This window comes from uncultured Candidatus Kuenenia sp. (assembly GCF_900696675.1).
GTDB classification, from domain to species: domain Bacteria; phylum Planctomycetota; class Brocadiia; order Brocadiales; family Brocadiaceae; genus Kuenenia; species Kuenenia stuttgartiensis_A.
On sequence record NZ_CAADGZ010000068.1, the window covers coordinates 1 to 17332 of the forward strand.

Sequence of the window (17332 nt, forward strand, 5' to 3'; positions counted from 1 at the left end):
TTTAAAGTAGTACAATAGCGCTACCACAATTGCTAAAAAACGGATATCTGTTATCGCTTTTTGCCAATCTTGGTAGTGGAAAATACTGATTTTCGCATTGCGAAAATCGTTTGCAGGATTTAGGTGACATAAAAAAAAGCCTTGAAATCACAGGTGGGGATGCAGAGCCGTTAAAGATAAAAGACATAAAAAACCTCATTGTAGTTGTTGAGAGGGGCATTAACAGGGTATGGGTCATGGAAGGAGACAGCATACTAGATAAGTTTGATTTCAGCAATATTCACGGCGGTCTGAAGTTTACGCCTGATGCGAAGAAGTTTTTCATACCGGCAAGAGACGGCTGGGTCGGAATGTATGATACCGACAGGGGGTTTTATGGAAGGATAAGGGTATGTGTGAATTTAAGGAATATATCGCTTTCAAGAGACGGAAGTCGGTTGTTTGCTGCATGTATTCTTCCGGAAGCTATCGTTGCTATTGATGTTGAAAGCATAAAGAAGGGCAGCGACCCTGTATTAAAGGTTATCCCTGTTAAAGGAAAGATCAATGCTATATACGAGCTTCACTCGAGGGATGAGGCGATATTTACATTCAGGGATAAACCGCTTATTGGGATAATCAATACGAAAAGTCTTTCTATTGACTATATAAAGATCATGAATCCTTTTGATGATTTTTTTATAGATCCGCTTGATTCCTATGTAATAGGAAGCTCAAGAAACGGCAAGCTTCTTCAGGTATACAGCATTGAAGACAGAAAACAGATCTTTGAATATCCGATAGAAAGCATGCCACATCTTTTTTCTGCATCCTACTGGTATGATAAAGGCTCGTTTTATTTTGCCACTGCGCATATAGGAAAGACATACCTGACGATATGGCGGATGTATGACTGGGCGTTTTTGGGGAAGATAGACGTTGGCGGGAGCGGTTTTTTTGTGAGGACAAACTCCAATAATCCGTATTTATGGGTTGATAACGGCAGCGATGAACTCGTCTTAATAGACAAAAGGGAACTTTCACAGAAAAGAATAGTTCCTGTAAAAGGCAAAAAGATGATGCATACCGAAATAAGCGGAGACGGCGGCACTGCATATTTAAGTATCTATGAAAACGACGGAAGTCTTATCGTGTATGATGCGCTTACATTGAAGGAGCAAAAGAGATTTCCCGCAAGCCTGCCTGTTGGAAAATATAATTTTGTAAATAAAAACAGGCGCTATGACCCAATTCAACTTGGCGGGGAGGTCTTCAGGCAAAAGTGCTGGGGATGCCACCATCCCACGTATGAGGCGTTTGGCCCTTCTTTCAGATGGATATATGAAAACAGTAACGAAAATATGATAAGGGCATATATAACAAACCCCCAGACCGCATACAAGACCCTCGGCTATGCGAAGGCAACTATGCCGGAGATAAAGACAGGCGCAGAAGAGGTGGAGTTTCTTCTTAGTTTTATAAAGGAATCCGCAAATGCTAAGGATAACTGAATACTTAAAAGATTCTCTTTCCAAAAAAGGTTGCAGACCATTTAGCGGCGCTATTGTTATATGGAATATTACAAACAACTGCAATCTCACATGCAAACACTGCTACGCATATGCAAATCAGATAAAAGGTAAAGAACTTGGCAGTGAAGATACAATAAGTCTTATACAACAGTTTAAACAGTCAGCGGTAAAATTAGCAATACTTTCAGGCGGTGAACCGCTTATGAGGAAGGATATCTTCGATATAACCTGCGAACTGAAAAAGGCAGGGATAAAGACTTATCTCTCAACAAACGGTATTCTTATAGGGGAAGATAATATAAACAGAATAAAAGAGCAGCTTGACTACATAGGCATAAGTATAGACGGAGAGACGGGGATACATGACTCATTCAGGGGCAGAAAGGGTGCATTTGAGGATTCGCTGAGGGCGATAAGATTGTGCCTGAAAAACGGTCTGAAGGTCGGTGTGAGATTCACGCTTACTGAAAACACGCAGAAGAGCCTTCCGTTTATATTTGAGCTTGCCCGTAAGGAAGGCATACAGAAGATATATATATCACACTTGGTATATTCAGGCAGGGCCGGAGATTTGCATGATGTAGACCGCGATGGCTACAGGCGGGCGATAGGCTTTATACTTGAAAAGTCTTTTGAATATGTGGATAACAATATTCCGATAAATGTTGTGACGGGCAACAATGACGCAGATGCCGTGATGCTTCTTAATGCTGTTAAAAAGAGATACCCCTATGCATATGACGGACTTTATGAAAGGTTAAGGACATGGGGAGGGAATCAGGCAGGAAAGCGGCTTGTGAATATTGACTCTGAAGGCAATGTAAAACCCGATCCGTTTTTTTCTGATGCAGTTGGAAATGTGAGGACAAGGAGTTTCTGTGAGATATGGAATTCAAACGGCATCCTTTCAAGGCTTAGAGAGAGCCCGCGGAGGCTCCATGGCAGATGCGGAAAATGCGCTTATATTGAGATATGCAACGGAAATTCAAGGGCAAGGGCGTATATCAGATACGGAGATTATTTTGAGGAGGATCCGGCATGTCATATATAAGGTTTAAATCCGGTAAGACCAGCCATTCCGGACAAAACGAAGCAATCCCGTGTTCTTATACAAAATTGTTTTATGCCATTTTTATGGTAGTTACAACAGGAATATTTATTCTTTACACTCTTACGTCTGCTTTTGCAGAGAAGATTTATGTTGTTGAAAGGGAGAGGGAAAGGCTTGCTGTAATAGAGAACGGTGTTCTTTCCGGGGAGATTGGAAATCTTGGAAACCTCAACCATGCAACTGTAAAATTTAATAAAAACTTTATGTATGTGATAAGCAGGGACGGCTACCTTTCGCAAATAGAGACAGTCTCTGACAGCCTCATAAAGCAGGTTAAGGTCGGTAAAAGCGGTATAGGCTTTATATTTACCGGAGATATGGTGGCGGTTGCAAACTATGACCCTCATGATGTGGTTATACTTGACGAGAGCCTTAGCACATTAAAAAAGATTGAGACAAACTCAAAAAACGTAGGTATAAAATCGTGGAAGCGGTTTCTGATATTTGCCCTCATGGATAAAGATGAGATATGGGTGCTTGATTCGGAAAAGAATTTTGAAGTGCATAAGATGATAAAAAATGCGGGCGGTATGCCTTTTGACGCACTTATGTCTGAGAATAAATATATAGTTGGACTTTTTAATAAGGGAAGCGTTGGTATGCTTGACGTAAATACCATGAACTATTCCAGAAGGAATTTGAGGAGGGGCGAAGGTGAGGCGATATTTAAGATACCTCATTTTGGCACGTGGGGAGTGTATAAGGACAGCGCATTTATCCCGGCAGTCGGAGAGAGGAGGCTTCATATTGTAGATATCAACAGCTTTAAGCACAGCGGCTATATTGATTTGACAGGGCTTCCCGTATTTGTTGCCGTCTCTCCTGACGGCAGGTATATTGCGGTAAACTACAGCGGTGATAAGGAAGATTTTCTGACGGTGGTAGACGCTAAAAGCAGAAAGGTCTTAAACGATATAAAGGCGGGAAAGAGGATAATGCATATAAGATTTTCTGAAGATAGCAGGAGGCTTTATCTCTCATCTTATTTTGATAATACTGTAAGAGTCCTTGATACAAATGAATGGAAGGTCTTAGACGAGATAACAGTTCCTACTCCATCCGGGATATTTATATTGCCGGATGAATCATAAATGTTAAATCTGAAACGGATATTTTTATGAAGGTAAAAAGGAAAATCATTCAGATTGTTGAAGAATTGTGTGATGGCTGTGGAAATTGTATACCCGCTTGTCCGGAGCAGGCAATTCAAATTGTTGAAACTAAAGATGGCATCAAAGCAAAGCTTGTAAAAGAATTTTACTGTGACGGTCTTGGGGCGTGTCTTGGCTCCTGCCCTACAGGTGCATTGACAATCGAAGAAAAAGAATCTGAAGCATACAATGAGGAAGCAACTGTTGAACGAATAAAAGAAGTTGCACCGGAAATGTTAGAAACACATCTGATGCATACGAAGGAACACGCCGGGGCATTACATGACCGTCAGGTGAATGCTGTAAAGAAAATCAACTTAAATAAAACTGTTTATGAATTAACAGAGGGTAACTATTCAGCGTAATTTATTAAACTACCGGAGATCAGAGCACAACTCGTTCCCAAACAGATACTTCACTATGTTCAGTACAAGGTTTGGGAACGAACCGTGTATCGTTTACGCTGAATAGTTACAAGTTAAGCGGGATAAATATTTGTAAAATTAAAGAAAGGAGAAGTGGCATATGGGGGCAACTGTAGACAGTTTTAAAGCTACACACAAGGCAGCAGTCGATTTATTGGGACAAATTGATTCTCAGAGCGGACAAAAAAGGGTGGATACACTTAACAGCTTAAAGGATGCTTTACTGGCACACGTAGCAGAAGAAAATAAAGTTATAACAGAATCAATGGGGAAGTCCGACAATGTATTTTTTAAGTCAGCCGCACAGTCGTTTATAGACGAACTCGGAAAGATTGCCGAAAATGCATTATTGCCATTCTTCAATAAATATTCAACACCTGATGCTGTAGATAGCGGTGATTTTGTATCTGACTTCGATGGTATAAAAAGTGCGCTTGCAGGTAGGATAGCGTTTGAGGAAGGAACGTTTTATCCGGAGCTTGAAAAGATAGGTTATTGATGAGTTCGTTGATTTTCTCAGTTAAAACCGTGCGTATTTCATTTGTATTGATAGTGCCGGTAACGGTATTTGCGGGGGGTCACACCCGGTTAGAAAAGCTCCGGAGGAATACCTCGTAAAAAGGAATCCATTTGCCGCGAGCGATAAATCATCACTGGAGAGGGGTACGTATATTTTTCAGGGAAGTGTGCAAGGTGTCATGGGAAAAATAGTGATGGAGTCGGTTCCATACTGGAAGGGTACACAATGCCGGTTTTTAACAAAGAGTTTTTTTTTCGAAAAGAGTAGATGGAGATATCTTCTGTATAGTAGAGTATGGAATACCGGATACCCCCATCCATGCTTATGGACCAGGCAGCGATCATAATCTTTCAGCAGCCGATGTATGGAAAACGATAACCTTTGTACGCACGCAGTTTGGCAAATAAGTTAGAAATCTCCTCTAAAAAGAGGGGATTTAAGGGGCGGGGGGGTGTTATACTTTATATACATCTCCACGACCTCACGCCGGAGGAGATTGCGATTGTTGAGGGAAAAAGATGGAGCAAATCGCATACAGGGAGTGGTCGTTCCATTGGCAGTCAAAGTTTTATAAAGAAAATGGAGCGGAAACTTGATAGGATATTTAAATTAAGGCCACGGGGAAGACTGATAAATGGGATGTGTCTCCAATAAAACCATGTATACAGAAAACATATTTTATAAAATTCTTAAAATGGCACTTGAGAACGATAAACTTACTAATCGCAGGAATTTTCTCAAAGGGTCTTTTGCAGTTGCCTTTGGTTTGAACTTTCCGGAAAGTATAAATACGATGTTCCCCGGAGAAAAAGTATCTTCTCCCTCAGAAGCTGGAAAAGGGGGAGGTGTGCCAAAACGCCGTTTGGGAAAAACCGAAGGAATGGTTTCCATGCTCTGTGTTGGTGGATATCACATCGGTCGGATGAAAGATGAACATTATGCCGTCCGAATGATTCATGCCGCACTGGATGAAGGCGTTAATTTCTTTGATTCTGCCTGGTCTTACAATAATGGTGACAGCGAGATAAGAATTGGAAAAGCGCTCAAAGATAGGCGTGACGGGGCATTTATCATGACAAAAACGCGAGCACGAGACAGAGTTGCCGCTTCAAAAGAATTGCACGAAAGCCTCCGGCGATTACAAACTGATTGCCTTGATTTATGGCAATTTCACGACGTGCAAACGATGGAGGATGTTGAATCCATTTTTAGCAAGGGCGGGGCTATTGAGGCGGCTATCAATGCCAAAAAAGAAGGAAAGATACGCCATGTGGGAGTTACCGGACATCGGAATTCGGAAGCGCTGGTGAATGTCATTCAAAAATACCACCATCTCCTGGAAACTGTGCAGATGCCGATAAATCTTGTAGATCCGCATTATTTGAGTTTTATTAAACTGGTCATTCCGGAAGCCGTAAAGTATGACATTGGAATCCTCGCAATGAAAACAACGGCAAATGGAGTATTACTGGAAGATAAAGTGGCAACCATAAAAGAATGCTTATATTATGCATGGAGTCAGTCGGTAAGCACGTTGGTTTCTGGTATGGACAGCATTGAACAGCTTAAAGAAAATGTTTCATATGCGCAACAGTTTGAAAAACTCTCGGGAAAAGACCAATCCATGCTGCTTGCACGGACAGAACCGTTTTGTGGTATCAAAACGGAGTTTTACAAACACCCCTCCCAAAAATGGCGTATTTATCCGGCGAAGCCACGGTATTAGCATAAGATATAGCCAACAAGAAGGATCGACTGGAGCAATTGCAATTGTTTTGTTAGCCGGTATTTTTTTTATACTCCGGAAGGAACTGAAAATCTTTTTTAAAACACTGTGTCCAACGTATATTATTTGCCATGGAATATAAGAACGCTATTCCTTTAGCGTGTCTTCAATAGTATCATACAGCCCCGGAAACACGTTCTGCCGTAATGTCTTTTTCGGCCTCTCTTTCGCCCTTCTGCCAATTCTTGTGCCACCAGTACGCTTGTATCATGGTCAATAAGACCAGCCTTAACGGCCATCCGTATTTCTGCGGTGTTTAATCCTCGGCTGTTGTAGCTAGGATATTTTGTTCGTGTTCAGTAAGTTTTTGTACCGGTGCACTGTTAACGAGGGTTTTTGGTATTAATATGATTTTTCCACCCTCTTGCTGTGCCTCTAACATATCCCCTTACCGCAGGTATTCTCCTTTATTTTACCTCTTTGAAGCCTCCAATACGGTTATTCCAACCAATTCAGTTGGGAGCATTCCCGATTTTTTGTAAATTTTGGCAGCAATTTTTCATGGCCATAAGCTAACTCATTACCCACCCCTAGCCCCTCCCAAGAGGGGAATACTTGGAGTCCCCTCTTGGGAGGGGCTAGGGGTGGGTTAACGTTATAATGAATAATTTTGAATGCTCTCTCCATGAATTTACACACATTCAAGTAAAATATCAGTCAACGGCTTTCTTTTTTACAAAAAATCGGGAATACACCCGTTACATCTCTTCTTACATAGATAATTTTAAACTTATACTTAAGTGTGCCAACTCGATGATGTTTATTGATCCACATCTTGACCCTACGAAACCCCGGTATCAAGATTTACAAAGGGTTTTTTCGTCTATGGCAGGATGCTCTCCTGCTCCACCTATCGAAATTCACAGGGTTTGTTATGTAAGGTCAGGTCGTTCTCGACAAGTTTTACCTGAAAGCGATTGGAAAAGTTGTTTTCACGCACTTTCAAGTTCATTGCTATCTGCAGGATTATTCGCTGATGTCTTCATATGGGATAACTTTCACGATAGATTTATAATCAGCGATCTCGTGGGTATAAGCGCACAGAACGGGTTTGATACGACTACTCATCCGGGAAGTAAAACCACTTGGAACAGACTTGGCCGTCAGGAAAGAGATGATGTCCAGCGGGAATTTGACCCGGCAAGTGGACGGCATAATCTAAAGTAAAGGTTCAGGGCGCCATAAAAATAGTGATAATAATGTAGCGGCAGCACAACTAACCCCGGATCACCTTGCCTGGGTTCGACACGGGTACACTCCAGGTTTTTTGTAACCCTTTACATCTGCCAGTAACGAAAATGAAAGCGATATACGAAAGACAATGCAGATACATCGGCTTGCCTGATGATGAAGATGATTTTAATTTTACTGAAAGGTTTATTGCCTTAAAAACAGATTGATGAGGAAATTACACTTAATGCTTTGATAAAAAACAACTTATCCCAAATAAAACTACCGGAGGGAAAGTAAACTTAAATATTGATAAGTTTACTTTTGTAAGTTAAAGTAAACTTATTTGAAAATAAATTTACTTTCCCAGGGCGATAATGAAAAAGACACTCGATATAGAATCCTTCAGAGCGGGTCATTTTGAGAAAGGTACCGGCTACAGCTATTTTGTGCCAGAGCCTATCAATAATCAATGGCAGTGGAAGGATGCCCAACTCAGCACTTTACTGGAAAAAGCATCTATCAGCTTAGGCGAACTTAACTCCTTTGCACGGCTGGTGCCCAATATTGACCTGTTTATTCAATTACACGTCACCAAAGAGGCCGTTATTTCAAGCCGGATTGAAGGTACGCAAACCAACATTGACGAAGCTTTATTGCCGGAAGAGGAAATAAACCCTGAAAGGCGGAACGATTGGCTGGAAGTACGCAACTATTCGGAGGCCATGAAACATGCAATAAAAGACTTGGAAAAACTCCCGCTTTCATCCAGGCTGCTCTGTAAAACCCATGAGAGACTCCTCCCAGGAGTGAGAGGAAAACATAAAATGCCAGGTGCATTTCGCAAAAGTCAAAACTGGATTGGCGGAGCAAGTTTGAATGATGCAGTATTTATTCCGCCGGCGTATACTTACGTCAATGAATTAATGGGTGACCTCGAAAATTTTTTACACAACGAAGACATACACGTACCCGCACTTATCCGTATCGGTATTGCTCATTATCAATTTGAAACCATACACCCTTTTTTGGATGGTAACGGACGAATAGGCCGGTTGCTGATCACACTCTATTTGGTAAGCAAAAAAATATTGCAACAGCCCCTTCTTTATCTCTCGGTATTTTTTGAGAAAAATAAAAGTCTGTATTACGACAACCTGACCCGTGTGCGGGAAAAAAATGACCTGATACACTGGTTAAAGTATTTTTTGACAGGTGTGGATGAAACAGCCCGGCAGGCATCCAACACACTTTCGGAAATATTAAAATTAAAAGAAAATGTAGAAAACACCTTACGTAATACAGCAGGCAGACGCGCCCATACAGCGCTCGTTTTGCTCTCATATCTGTTCAAAGAGCCTTTTATCCATGTAAAGCAGGCAGAGGAAATATGCAACCTAAGCACAAAAGCCGCTAATGGACTGGTTAACCTGTTTGTGCAACAAGGCATTTTGAAAGAGGTAAGCGGCAAGACCCGCTATCGCCTTTTCCTCTTTGAGCCATATTTGAATTTATTTAAGTAGGGTGATTAAATTCAGGGGACACCATACTTAATTACTGCGTCAATAATTAAATATGGTGTCCCCTGAATTCTGCTGTCGTCTCGGTTGGTATTTCAACATATCGTTCTCGAGTCAGTAATGTTTTACCTCTTATAAGCATCCCTTCTATGTCGAACATGATAAATAATTACCCTCTTATTATCAGTATCGACTTGATAAATTATACGATAATCTCCAACTCGTAAACGATAGCTTGACTCAGAGCCTTTCATTTTTCCGGATTGAACTGGAAAAGGATTCTCCGCGAGACTTTCAATAACATTAAGAACCTTTGGAATAAATTGTCTATCAACTTTTCCCGGATCATGTTCTAACGAACTCCTCGGCTCAATCTTATAAGAGCCCATCGGCTTTTAACCTTTTTTTAAGTTCTTCAAGACTAATGGATGGTTCATCTTTGCGCTCGGCTATAATTGTCAGGTCGTGAATATCTTCTAACAGTTCTTCATAATCCTCAAGCGGCAAAATAACAGATATTTTATTACCTGATTCATCTACTATAAATCGAGTAGTCACCATTTCACTCCTTTCGTATGATTATTTAAATCAGATCTGTGAAAATTAATGAACTGAATGTATCAAGATATTTTACGGTGGGTCGTGGGGGGGGCAAACCTAATCTATTGACAATTTGATGTTTCTTCCCAAAACGATTATACATTTAACCGTTTTAATTACAAGGATATGTTGGAATTGATTAATATTCAGGTAAATCCATTTACCTCTATTATAAATCCTTGTTTAATCTCCCGAACAAGTCCTCTCTATTTTGGCTGCTCTATTCTATCTGGCTTGGTATTCTTTAACACTTTTTCATAGTAATCTTGACAGGGTTTAAGAGGCTATAACGCGAAAACGTTAAAAGATAGGAATATTTTTCACTGTTATCCACTGGTTTTAAAGGTAATAGTTACCCACCACGTTTTTCCATATCAAATCTTTTCTATTTTAATATCAGCCACCTTAATTCAAAATACAGTCCTGGAAATTCATAATCCTCCTCTGAATTATTCCAGCATTCCCGGATACATATAACTGCTTTGTCTGATTCTGAGTATGCCAAAGAAACAGTAAAATAATGTGCTGGGTTATCATACGTAGATGTAATAGGTAATTGTCTTTCATAACTACCATAATCACCACCAATATCTGCAAATCCCATAACACCTTTAATTTCAGATTCTATGTTACCAATTATAAATATTTGTGAGTCAAAACTACCTGCTCCAACCTCAATCGACTCAAACTCAACATCTACAATACCTTTATCATTAATTTTAACCCTATCGGCAAAAAGAGTTGTCGTGCTAACAAAAAGTACTATTAAACAAATAAATATTTTATACATTTTTCATTCTCCTTCTTTGGCAATTAAAGTGACATCATATTAAATTTTAATTAAATGAATTAAGCAAGGTACTATCATAGAAATTTAAAAAAATGTTGTTCAATCAATTTTATGCTAACCTCTATTTATAACGTATTAATTTACATTTAATTTTTAAATTCCATGCGTAAGAATCTCTGTCTATAACATCATTATTAACAATGGTACGATAGAAAACAATTTTCCCCTTTTTCGTATTCGCAAATGCCACGTCCCAATATTCAATAATATTATCTGCTTTATCATCGGGTTCTAAATAAACAATTGCAGTGGTAGGAAGATTAAATATCCAGCTTCCAGATTCTACATTTGCCAATATTTGATGTGGAATTTTGTTTCCAAGTGTTTCAATATCATAACGTTCTGTTATGCCCTCACCAGCCTTAACGAGGACGCTTCCCAATTCTAAATCTTCTGTAATTCTATCAAACACCTCAATATCATCTGCAAAAACAATAGTTATAGGAATTGCAACTATTACCATCAATATCAAAAATATCATTATTTTTTTCATATCAATTCCTCCACAATTTTTAGAATAATGTTAAATTGCCTTTAAATAATCACTTTTCTTCCAACACAATCTCAATTCCCTTTTCCTCTCCTTCTTCAAGATTCACGTTATATTTTGATTAAAAAAATGCAAAAATAACAACTGTACTAATTTTGTACTAAAATCAACCCAAAAGGATAGAATTAATCGCAATGAATAAAATTGATATAACGCTTACAAACCCTTTATATTAAAGGCAAAACAGGAAATCTATACAATATCAAGGCCTTTATAATTTTAACTATTTCACATTGCGAATCTGAACCTGCTCAGGGACATGAAGGGGGTTGCAAAAAAAGAATGGAAATTTTCCAAATTAAGTATGGTGTCCCCTAAATTAATAAAATTTGCAAGGATTCAAATTAACGCATTACCGCTATATCAAACAGTAAATCATAATATTTGTTATCTGTAATATTGAATAACTTCATCCTAATTTTATTGTACGGCTGCCATTTCAGGTAAATAAAACCTTGCTGAATATCACCTTGAAAAATTACTCTGTCCTCAAATGCCAGATTTGCCAATTCTTGTTTGAATTTAACCGTAATTGAATCAGACAGGCCGGCAGCAGTTCCAGACGCAGCGCCAACTGTGCCTCCAACTGCTGCTCCTGTAACTGCACCCTGTGAAGCATTACCTCCGACAGAACCGACAGCAGCACCTAAACCAGCCCCTATTGCCGCCCCGGCCAGTGTGCCTGCCATAGCACCGGCAGCCACAGTTGTACCTATAGAAGAACCTCGAACATATTCCGCTGCTTTATTTAGTGTATATGCAACAGTAAATTTTCCATCATCTGTAATGCCAAATATTTGTTGATGATTAATTTCAAATTCTTTAGTTCCTGCATTGTACACAACTAAATGCAATGGCAATATATTTGCCTCTTTCATGTCTGTGCCAAATACTTCTTTTAACTTTTCTAATGAATCAATTGGTATTACGGCAATTTGCAATCCATCAATTTCCTTACAGTTTTGATACGCAGATGGCGAATCAAAGGTTACGGTATCAGTCTTCAAAGGAGATGCACAACCAGACCCAATAGTTATTGCTATCATTACATAGCATATCAGTGTTCTATGCCTCATATATCAGTTTTCTCCCTTATTTCTTTGTCCCCATTTCTCAAGGTACATACGTAGGTTTTGAGATTTACTCATATCATTGATAAGATCACCAATAGCATTATCTATAGCGTTATCTATTGCTATAGCATATCCCCTCCCTGCTTCTTGATAAGCCATTGAACCGTATTCCTGATGACTTTCTGTCGTTTTTGCTTGTGTAGTCCCTACCCATACTGTTTTTTTCTCACCAATATCTTTGATTTCAGCCCTGATGGAAAACCTCACATATGATTCAGCATATACATTTGAAAAACCAGACCTCGCCTTAAAATCAGCATCAATATCTTGCAAATTGACATACATAATAGCATCTGCAAAATCATTTTCTGCATATTCAGGAGTATCTAAAAAATATAAATTTTTAAAATTGTAAGATAGGGCTTTAATTAGTTTTGCAGAAAATGCATTTCCGATATCAAATGTGTACCTACCTAAACTAAGATTTTGGTTTAATTGAAGTTCTTTCATTTTTGGTTCTATATAAAGAGCGAGTTTAACATTATGTGGTTCAATCTTTTTCATTTTCTCAAAAGCAGCCATGCTAAGACTCGAATTAAGCACTGGCGCTACATTTACCGCAGAACAACCAATTACTGCAAACATTAATATTGGTAATACAAAAATTAGTGAAAAGGTATTTCTCATAAAAATTTATTATCCTCCTTTCAGGATTTATGGAAGCATTTTTGGAATTACATCACTTTTCCTCTGCATAAAATATAGTGATTTTCATAATATAGCCTTTCCAAATTAAAATAAAAGTTTATAGACGAAAAAAGTGCATGCATTATAAAAAGCCAAATTTCGTTGTCAATATTCAAAAAAAGGCAATGCCTTAAAAAGCCGGAAGATATTGACCATCCACGCTTGCTAAGCTGATTGTTATGTGCACTTGAAGAAATCCAATCTCATTTCCAAGGTTGCAGGCCAAGACAGCCTGTTTCCTGAAAATGTTATTGAATTTTTAGTTGCATAGTTATTTGCAAAGAAATTATAAATATCCTCAGGACTATCAAACCATGGCAAAAGGATGGTGACTTTGTCAATTTTAACCGCAATAGATGAAACCGGATTGTTTAATAAGAATAGGGCATATTTATCTTTGATCTTCTCATCCGATGGTATACTATACCGATCTATAATCGTGTCATCATATTTGATGATTTGTTCTCTTACCTTCGACAGCCTATTATTTAAGATGTAGTTGTATCCAAAAAATGAAAAACAAACCAAAAAAGCTGTTTTCAAATCTCCGATTTTCGATAAACTGCGGCGATAGGTTGTTTTAGGTGTAAGCTTAAATTCTTCACCTTCACACCTTCCTTCTTCACGGAGGCGCAATATATAATTTTTTAAAAGCGATAACTTTACAGGATTATTAATTTTCTAGGGGACATTAATAGTAACGTTGCCATTATGAACTTCTAAATTTACATTTATAGTTTCTCCACCCATCTTTAATGAATAATTGCCTTCATAACTGCCATTTTTCCGTACCAAAGCCTCAACTGATTTGTTTAGTTTGTCTCTGTTTACGATTGCAGCATCTATTGTATAACCTGTGGTGGAGTTGCATTGTTTACATGTCAAAGCAATAGGCTTTCCGCCCAATTTTTCCGAATGAACATGCTCCATGGTCAGTACACCAGTTTTTATGGCTTGAAAGGGAAATAATCCTTTACATATAGGACAACAATAGCAATAGTCTCCATAGCCTGTAATTTTCCGAAATGCCTTTGCACCTTTTTCAAAGAAATTTTTTTTAAGTTCGATTTTATTCATGAATAAAACACAATTTGTATTATATTACACATAATGTAAGTATTCCTTGTTTTTGCCATATCAGTTGCCAAACGAAAATCCATAGAATTAGGGATTAGTAGGATCATACTTATTTTTATCTAAGCAATGGGGACGGAGTCAAATTATTGCAATCCCCAGAAAAAAGAATCTCTTGCTAAGAAAAACATTAAAAAATATACCTTGTTGGAACATCTATTGAGGCAACTACGTTTATTGCCTGGTTATGGAAAAAACAGGACTAAGAGACAGGGCTAACAAATAAATAGTGTCTGTCCCTAATTCCCAATGTACGATGTCCCTTTAATTGGTTATCGCATATCCTTACTTGCACTTTCTGCCTTTTGCCTTATTTCTTCTTTTTTTCTTCCAACAACAAATCCACCTCCTTATCTTCCCCGCCAGATAGTTTTATCCGCTCTTTTGCCTTTTTGTAACCCTTCTTTTTCGCCTGAATTATATATGTTCCGTTATCAAGTTCGGTAAATTCGTATGCTCCGGCTTCATCTGTAGTAGATTTCTCCTTAACCTTTGCATTTTTCCTCTTGCCTTTAAGCGTTACCCTTGCGCTTTCTACAGGATAATCCTCAGTGTCGACTACCATACCATAAATACTCACGGATGTGGCAGAGAGATCGCCGTCCAGCTTCGATATAAAGATATCATAATCACCACCATTGAAAGATGTATCATGTGCACCAACCATAGTGGGAAAGTCTGATGACTTAGTATTCCCCATCACAGATACACTCCCGCTTACGTCCAAAGCAAGGGATCTGCCACCATCACTATCAGACCCGCCTAGGCACGTGGATGCCAGCAAGCTCGTTAATCCACTGTTTAACTTCGAGATAAAGACATCATAATCACCATTATAATTACCTGATGTATCATATGCACCGACCGTCGTGGGAAAGTCCGATGACGAAGTTAAACCAGTCACATATACATTCCCACTCGCGTCCAGTGCGAGGGAATAACCATAATCATAACCAGAATAGCCCAGGTACGTGGATGCCAACAGGCTCATTAGATCACTATCCAGCTTCGAGACAAAGACATCATAATCACCATTGTAAGTGGTATCATATGCGCCGGCAGTCGTGGGAAAGTTCGATGACTTAGTCCACCCAGTCACATATACATTCCCGCTTGTGTCCAGTGCGAGGGAGTGACTGTAATCATTACTAGACCCGCTCAGATATGTAGATGCCAGTAAGCTCGTTAATCCACTGTCCAGCTTCGAGACAAAGACATCACTATAATACTTATCTGAAGAGGTATCATATGCACCATCCGTCGTGGGAAAGTTAGTTGAAGAAGTATGTCCCGTTACATATACATTTCCGCCTGCGTCCAAGGCAATGGATTTGCCATAATCATCACTAGACCCTCCCAAGTATGTGGATGCCAGTAAGCTTGTTAATCGTCCGTCCAGTTTAGAGACAAAGATGTCATAAGCATTACGAGAGGTATCATATGCACCAACCGTAGTGGGGAAGTCCGATGAAGAAGTAAAACCCGTCACATATACATTTCCGCTTGCATCAAGAGCAATTGAAGGTCCACTATCAGTAGGACCAGCTATGCCAAGGTACGTAGATGCCAGCAATCTTGTGAGTTTGCTGTCTAGTTTTGAGACAAAAACATTATAAGAACTGCTATTAAAAGAGGTATCATATGCACCGACCGTCGTGGGAAAGTCCGATGACGAAGTTAAACCAGTCACATATACATTCCCGCTTGCGTCCAGGGTGAGGTATCTACCACGATCATCATCCTGCCCGCCAAGATACGTTGATGCCAACAACGGATCAATGACTAGTTCCTTTGTTTTGTTATAGGAAGCAACTTTAAAACCATACTCTAATTTTGTATTCCCGATTTCAGTCGAGGACAAGTTTACGATTTTAGATTTTGGATTTGTAGTGGGTTGTATGACATGCGGGGAATCTCTTTCCACCCCCTTCACCCCCGCCAGCGGGGGACAGACATTTCCTGCGCTTACGGTGTTGACCACAATATTTTCCTTTGCCTTCTTTGCGTCTTTGCGGTGAACTACCTGTGGTACGGCATATATTTCATATTCCACCGCCACATCCACCCTTTTCCCCTCTATTTCCTGATATGCCACTGGTTTGGTGAATGTTACTGGCCCTAGTTCGGTTTCTGCTACGAGCTGGCCTTGTTCGTTTACGTACAATTCCTTTGCTATCAATCCACCCCCTACCCCCGCCAGCGGGGGACAAACACCTGTTTCCTTCATGGATCTTATGGCAGTGGATGCAGCGGGTTGTATGCCGCCCAGATTTATTTTTATCTGGTCGGGGTTGGCACCAGGTTTTACATAAAAGAGTTTTTCTACGTTGTTTCCGTATGCCTTGAGTTTTAATTCTATGCCCTTATAGACTTCTCCAATATCAACCACATCATACGTGGAAATGTTGGATTTCCACTTCTCTTGGTCATTTCCTCTGAAGTAATTTACCTTTGTTACCGACTTGCCTTCTCCTTTTATTCCCTTTACTTTTGCTCCAACAAGCGTTTCTTTTAAGGCAACTCCCTGCAATGATTTGTTGGAGATCGGGGGTTGGGATTTGTGGGTTGGGGGATGTAAATCGTTGATTTGTCTTGCATCGTGTATCACATCGGGCGAATGCAATTCGCCCCTACACTTCTGTATTCTGGCTCCTGTCTCCAGACTTCTGTTATTATCATTAGCAGACTTTGGTAACGCATACACAATCTCTCCCTCTTTTGTGACAAACACCGTCCCGCCAAAGGTATTGGCGTAAAATGCAACTTTTTTATCTGCCTGCCCTTCATTGGCAATAAACGGTATTTGGAGTTTCCTGATCTTTTGGTTAACCGCCTTGTTTGATGGTTTACCTGTGCCTTCTTGCGCAAATAACGGAAAAGCAAAACCAAATAGCAATGAAACCACTATTGAAAAGGTAAAAATAAGGCTTCTTTTTTTCATAAGTATTGCCCTTATTAAATATGTAAAGGTTTATAGGGTAAAATAGTGCGTGCATTATAGACAACGCAATTCCATTGTCAATACTTAAAAAAGGCCAGCCTCGCACGGGACAAGCAATGTGTGGCCTCCCATAAGAAGGCTTTCCCTGCGGGCTCAGGTTTGCAGCCTGAACCCATGAGTTTATGCGTATAATGGGGCAATGTACTACGGCAAAATTCCAATGCCCAAATCACAAAATCCCTG

17 protein-coding genes are annotated in these 17332 nt (G+C 39.5%); 9 read left to right on the forward strand and 8 right to left on the reverse strand.

Going from position 1 to position 17332, the window contains the following annotated elements; all coding sequences use genetic code 11:
• Positions 1-110: 110 nt before the first annotated feature.
• From QZT26_RS10890 to QZT26_RS10930, 9 genes are all read left to right on the forward strand, one after another.
• The gene (locus tag QZT26_RS10890) at positions 111-1490 is read left to right on the forward strand and encodes a cytochrome D1 domain-containing protein (protein ID WP_295102105.1); all 1380 of its coding nucleotides are present in this window, start codon (positions 111-113) and stop codon (positions 1488-1490) included.
• Positions 1474-2562 (forward strand): radical SAM protein, encoded by a 1089-nt coding sequence (locus QZT26_RS10895; protein ID WP_295102107.1) that lies wholly within the window; start codon positions 1474-1476, stop codon positions 2560-2562. The genes QZT26_RS10890 and QZT26_RS10895 overlap by 17 nt, the downstream gene beginning before the upstream one ends.
• Positions 2550-3713 (forward strand): cytochrome D1 domain-containing protein, encoded by a 1164-nt coding sequence (locus QZT26_RS10900; protein WP_197705307.1) that lies wholly within the window; start codon positions 2550-2552, stop codon positions 3711-3713. The genes QZT26_RS10895 and QZT26_RS10900 overlap by 13 nt, the downstream gene beginning before the upstream one ends.
• 26 nt (positions 3714-3739) lie before the next feature.
• Positions 3740-4138: a 4Fe-4S dicluster domain-containing protein gene (locus QZT26_RS10905; RefSeq protein WP_295102111.1), complete on the forward strand. Its 399-nt coding sequence runs from the start codon at positions 3740-3742 to the stop codon at positions 4136-4138.
• A gap of 160 nt (positions 4139-4298) precedes the next feature.
• Positions 4299-4697 (forward strand): hemerythrin domain-containing protein, encoded by a 399-nt coding sequence (locus tag QZT26_RS10910; RefSeq protein WP_295102112.1) that lies wholly within the window; start codon positions 4299-4301, stop codon positions 4695-4697.
• A gap of 417 nt (positions 4698-5114) precedes the next feature.
• The gene (locus QZT26_RS10915) at positions 5115-5372 is read left to right on the forward strand and encodes a hypothetical protein (protein WP_295102115.1); all 258 of its coding nucleotides are present in this window, start codon (positions 5115-5117) and stop codon (positions 5370-5372) included.
• 40 nt (positions 5373-5412) lie between these two features.
• Positions 5413-6444 (forward strand): aldo/keto reductase, encoded by a 1032-nt coding sequence (locus QZT26_RS10920; RefSeq protein ID WP_164995171.1) that lies wholly within the window; start codon positions 5413-5415, stop codon positions 6442-6444.
• Positions 6445-7104: 660 nt separating this feature from the next.
• Positions 7105-7671, forward strand: a complete 567-nt coding sequence (locus QZT26_RS10925) for a hypothetical protein (protein WP_295102119.1) — start codon at positions 7105-7107, stop codon at positions 7669-7671.
• A gap of 380 nt (positions 7672-8051) precedes the next feature.
• Entirely contained in the window at positions 8052-9197 is a 1146-nt protein-coding gene (locus QZT26_RS10930) for a Fic family protein (RefSeq protein ID WP_295102120.1), read from the forward strand.
• Between the two features lie 372 nt (positions 9198-9569).
• On the opposite strand, the gene QZT26_RS10935 is transcribed toward QZT26_RS10930, so the two are convergent.
• The 8 genes from QZT26_RS10935 to QZT26_RS10970 all read right to left on the reverse strand — a co-directional run bounded on the left by QZT26_RS10935 (position 9570) and on the right by QZT26_RS10970 (position 17089).
• Positions 9570-9755 carry a hypothetical protein gene (locus QZT26_RS10935; RefSeq protein WP_164995169.1) on the reverse strand — a complete coding sequence of 62 codons (186 nt, stop codon included), beginning with the start codon at positions 9753-9755 and terminating at the stop codon, positions 9570-9572.
• Between the two features lie 424 nt (positions 9756-10179).
• Positions 10180-10584: a hypothetical protein gene (locus QZT26_RS10940; protein ID WP_164995168.1), complete on the reverse strand. Its 405-nt coding sequence runs from the start codon at positions 10582-10584 to the stop codon at positions 10180-10182.
• Positions 10585-10705: 121 nt separating this feature from the next.
• On the reverse strand, positions 10706-11137 hold the full coding sequence (locus QZT26_RS10945) for a hypothetical protein (protein ID WP_099324848.1): 432 nt from the start codon (positions 11135-11137) through the stop codon (positions 10706-10708).
• Positions 11138-11538: 401 nt separating this feature from the next.
• A complete protein-coding gene (locus tag QZT26_RS10950; RefSeq protein ID WP_205713310.1) occupies positions 11539-12240 on the reverse strand; it encodes a hypothetical protein in 702 nt (233 codons plus the stop codon).
• Between the two features lie 33 nt (positions 12241-12273).
• Positions 12274-12954: a hypothetical protein gene (locus tag QZT26_RS10955; RefSeq protein ID WP_164995165.1), complete on the reverse strand. Its 681-nt coding sequence runs from the start codon at positions 12952-12954 to the stop codon at positions 12274-12276.
• A gap of 237 nt (positions 12955-13191) precedes the next feature.
• Positions 13192-13557, reverse strand: coding sequence for a hypothetical protein (locus tag QZT26_RS10960; protein WP_295102125.1), 366 nt, complete (start codon positions 13555-13557; stop codon positions 13192-13194).
• A gap of 138 nt (positions 13558-13695) precedes the next feature.
• On the reverse strand, positions 13696-14091 hold the full coding sequence (locus QZT26_RS10965) for an HNH endonuclease (RefSeq protein WP_164995163.1): 396 nt from the start codon (positions 14089-14091) through the stop codon (positions 13696-13698).
• Between the two features lie 367 nt (positions 14092-14458).
• The gene (locus tag QZT26_RS10970; protein WP_295102128.1) at positions 14459-17089 is read right to left on the reverse strand and encodes an SBBP repeat-containing protein; all 2631 of its coding nucleotides are present in this window, start codon (positions 17087-17089) and stop codon (positions 14459-14461) included.
• Positions 17090-17332: the final 243 nt, after the last annotated feature.

Coding starts and splice junctions, on each gene's coding strand:
- QZT26_RS10895 (WP_295102107.1), top strand. CDS start 1,474: ATGCTAAGGATAACTGAATACTTAAAAGATTCTCTTTCCAAAAAAGGT.
- QZT26_RS10900 (WP_197705307.1), top strand. CDS start 2,550: ATGTCATATATAAGGTTTAAATCCGGTAAGACCAGCCATTCCGGACAA.
- QZT26_RS10905 (WP_295102111.1), top strand. CDS start 3,740: ATGAAGGTAAAAAGGAAAATCATTCAGATTGTTGAAGAATTGTGTGAT.
- QZT26_RS10910 (WP_295102112.1), top strand. CDS start 4,299: ATGGGGGCAACTGTAGACAGTTTTAAAGCTACACACAAGGCAGCAGTC.
- QZT26_RS10920 (WP_164995171.1), top strand. CDS start 5,413: ATGGCACTTGAGAACGATAAACTTACTAATCGCAGGAATTTTCTCAAA.
- QZT26_RS10925 (WP_295102119.1), top strand. CDS start 7,105: ATGAATAATTTTGAATGCTCTCTCCATGAATTTACACACATTCAAGTA.
- QZT26_RS10930 (WP_295102120.1), top strand. CDS start 8,052: ATGAAAAAGACACTCGATATAGAATCCTTCAGAGCGGGTCATTTTGAG.
- QZT26_RS10935 (WP_164995169.1), bottom strand. CDS start 9,755: ATGGTGACTACTCGATTTATAGTAGATGAATCAGGTAATAAAATATCT.
- QZT26_RS10940 (WP_164995168.1), bottom strand. CDS start 10,584: ATGTATAAAATATTTATTTGTTTAATAGTACTTTTTGTTAGCACGACA.
- QZT26_RS10945 (WP_099324848.1), bottom strand. CDS start 11,137: ATGAAAAAAATAATGATATTTTTGATATTGATGGTAATAGTTGCAATT.
- QZT26_RS10950 (WP_205713310.1), bottom strand. CDS start 12,240: ATGATAGCAATAACTATTGGGTCTGGTTGTGCATCTCCTTTGAAGACT.
- QZT26_RS10955 (WP_164995165.1), bottom strand. CDS start 12,954: ATGAGAAATACCTTTTCACTAATTTTTGTATTACCAATATTAATGTTT.
- QZT26_RS10965 (WP_164995163.1), bottom strand. CDS start 14,091: ATGAATAAAATCGAACTTAAAAAAAATTTCTTTGAAAAAGGTGCAAAG.
- QZT26_RS10970 (WP_295102128.1), bottom strand. CDS start 17,089: ATGAAAAAAAGAAGCCTTATTTTTACCTTTTCAATAGTGGTTTCATTG.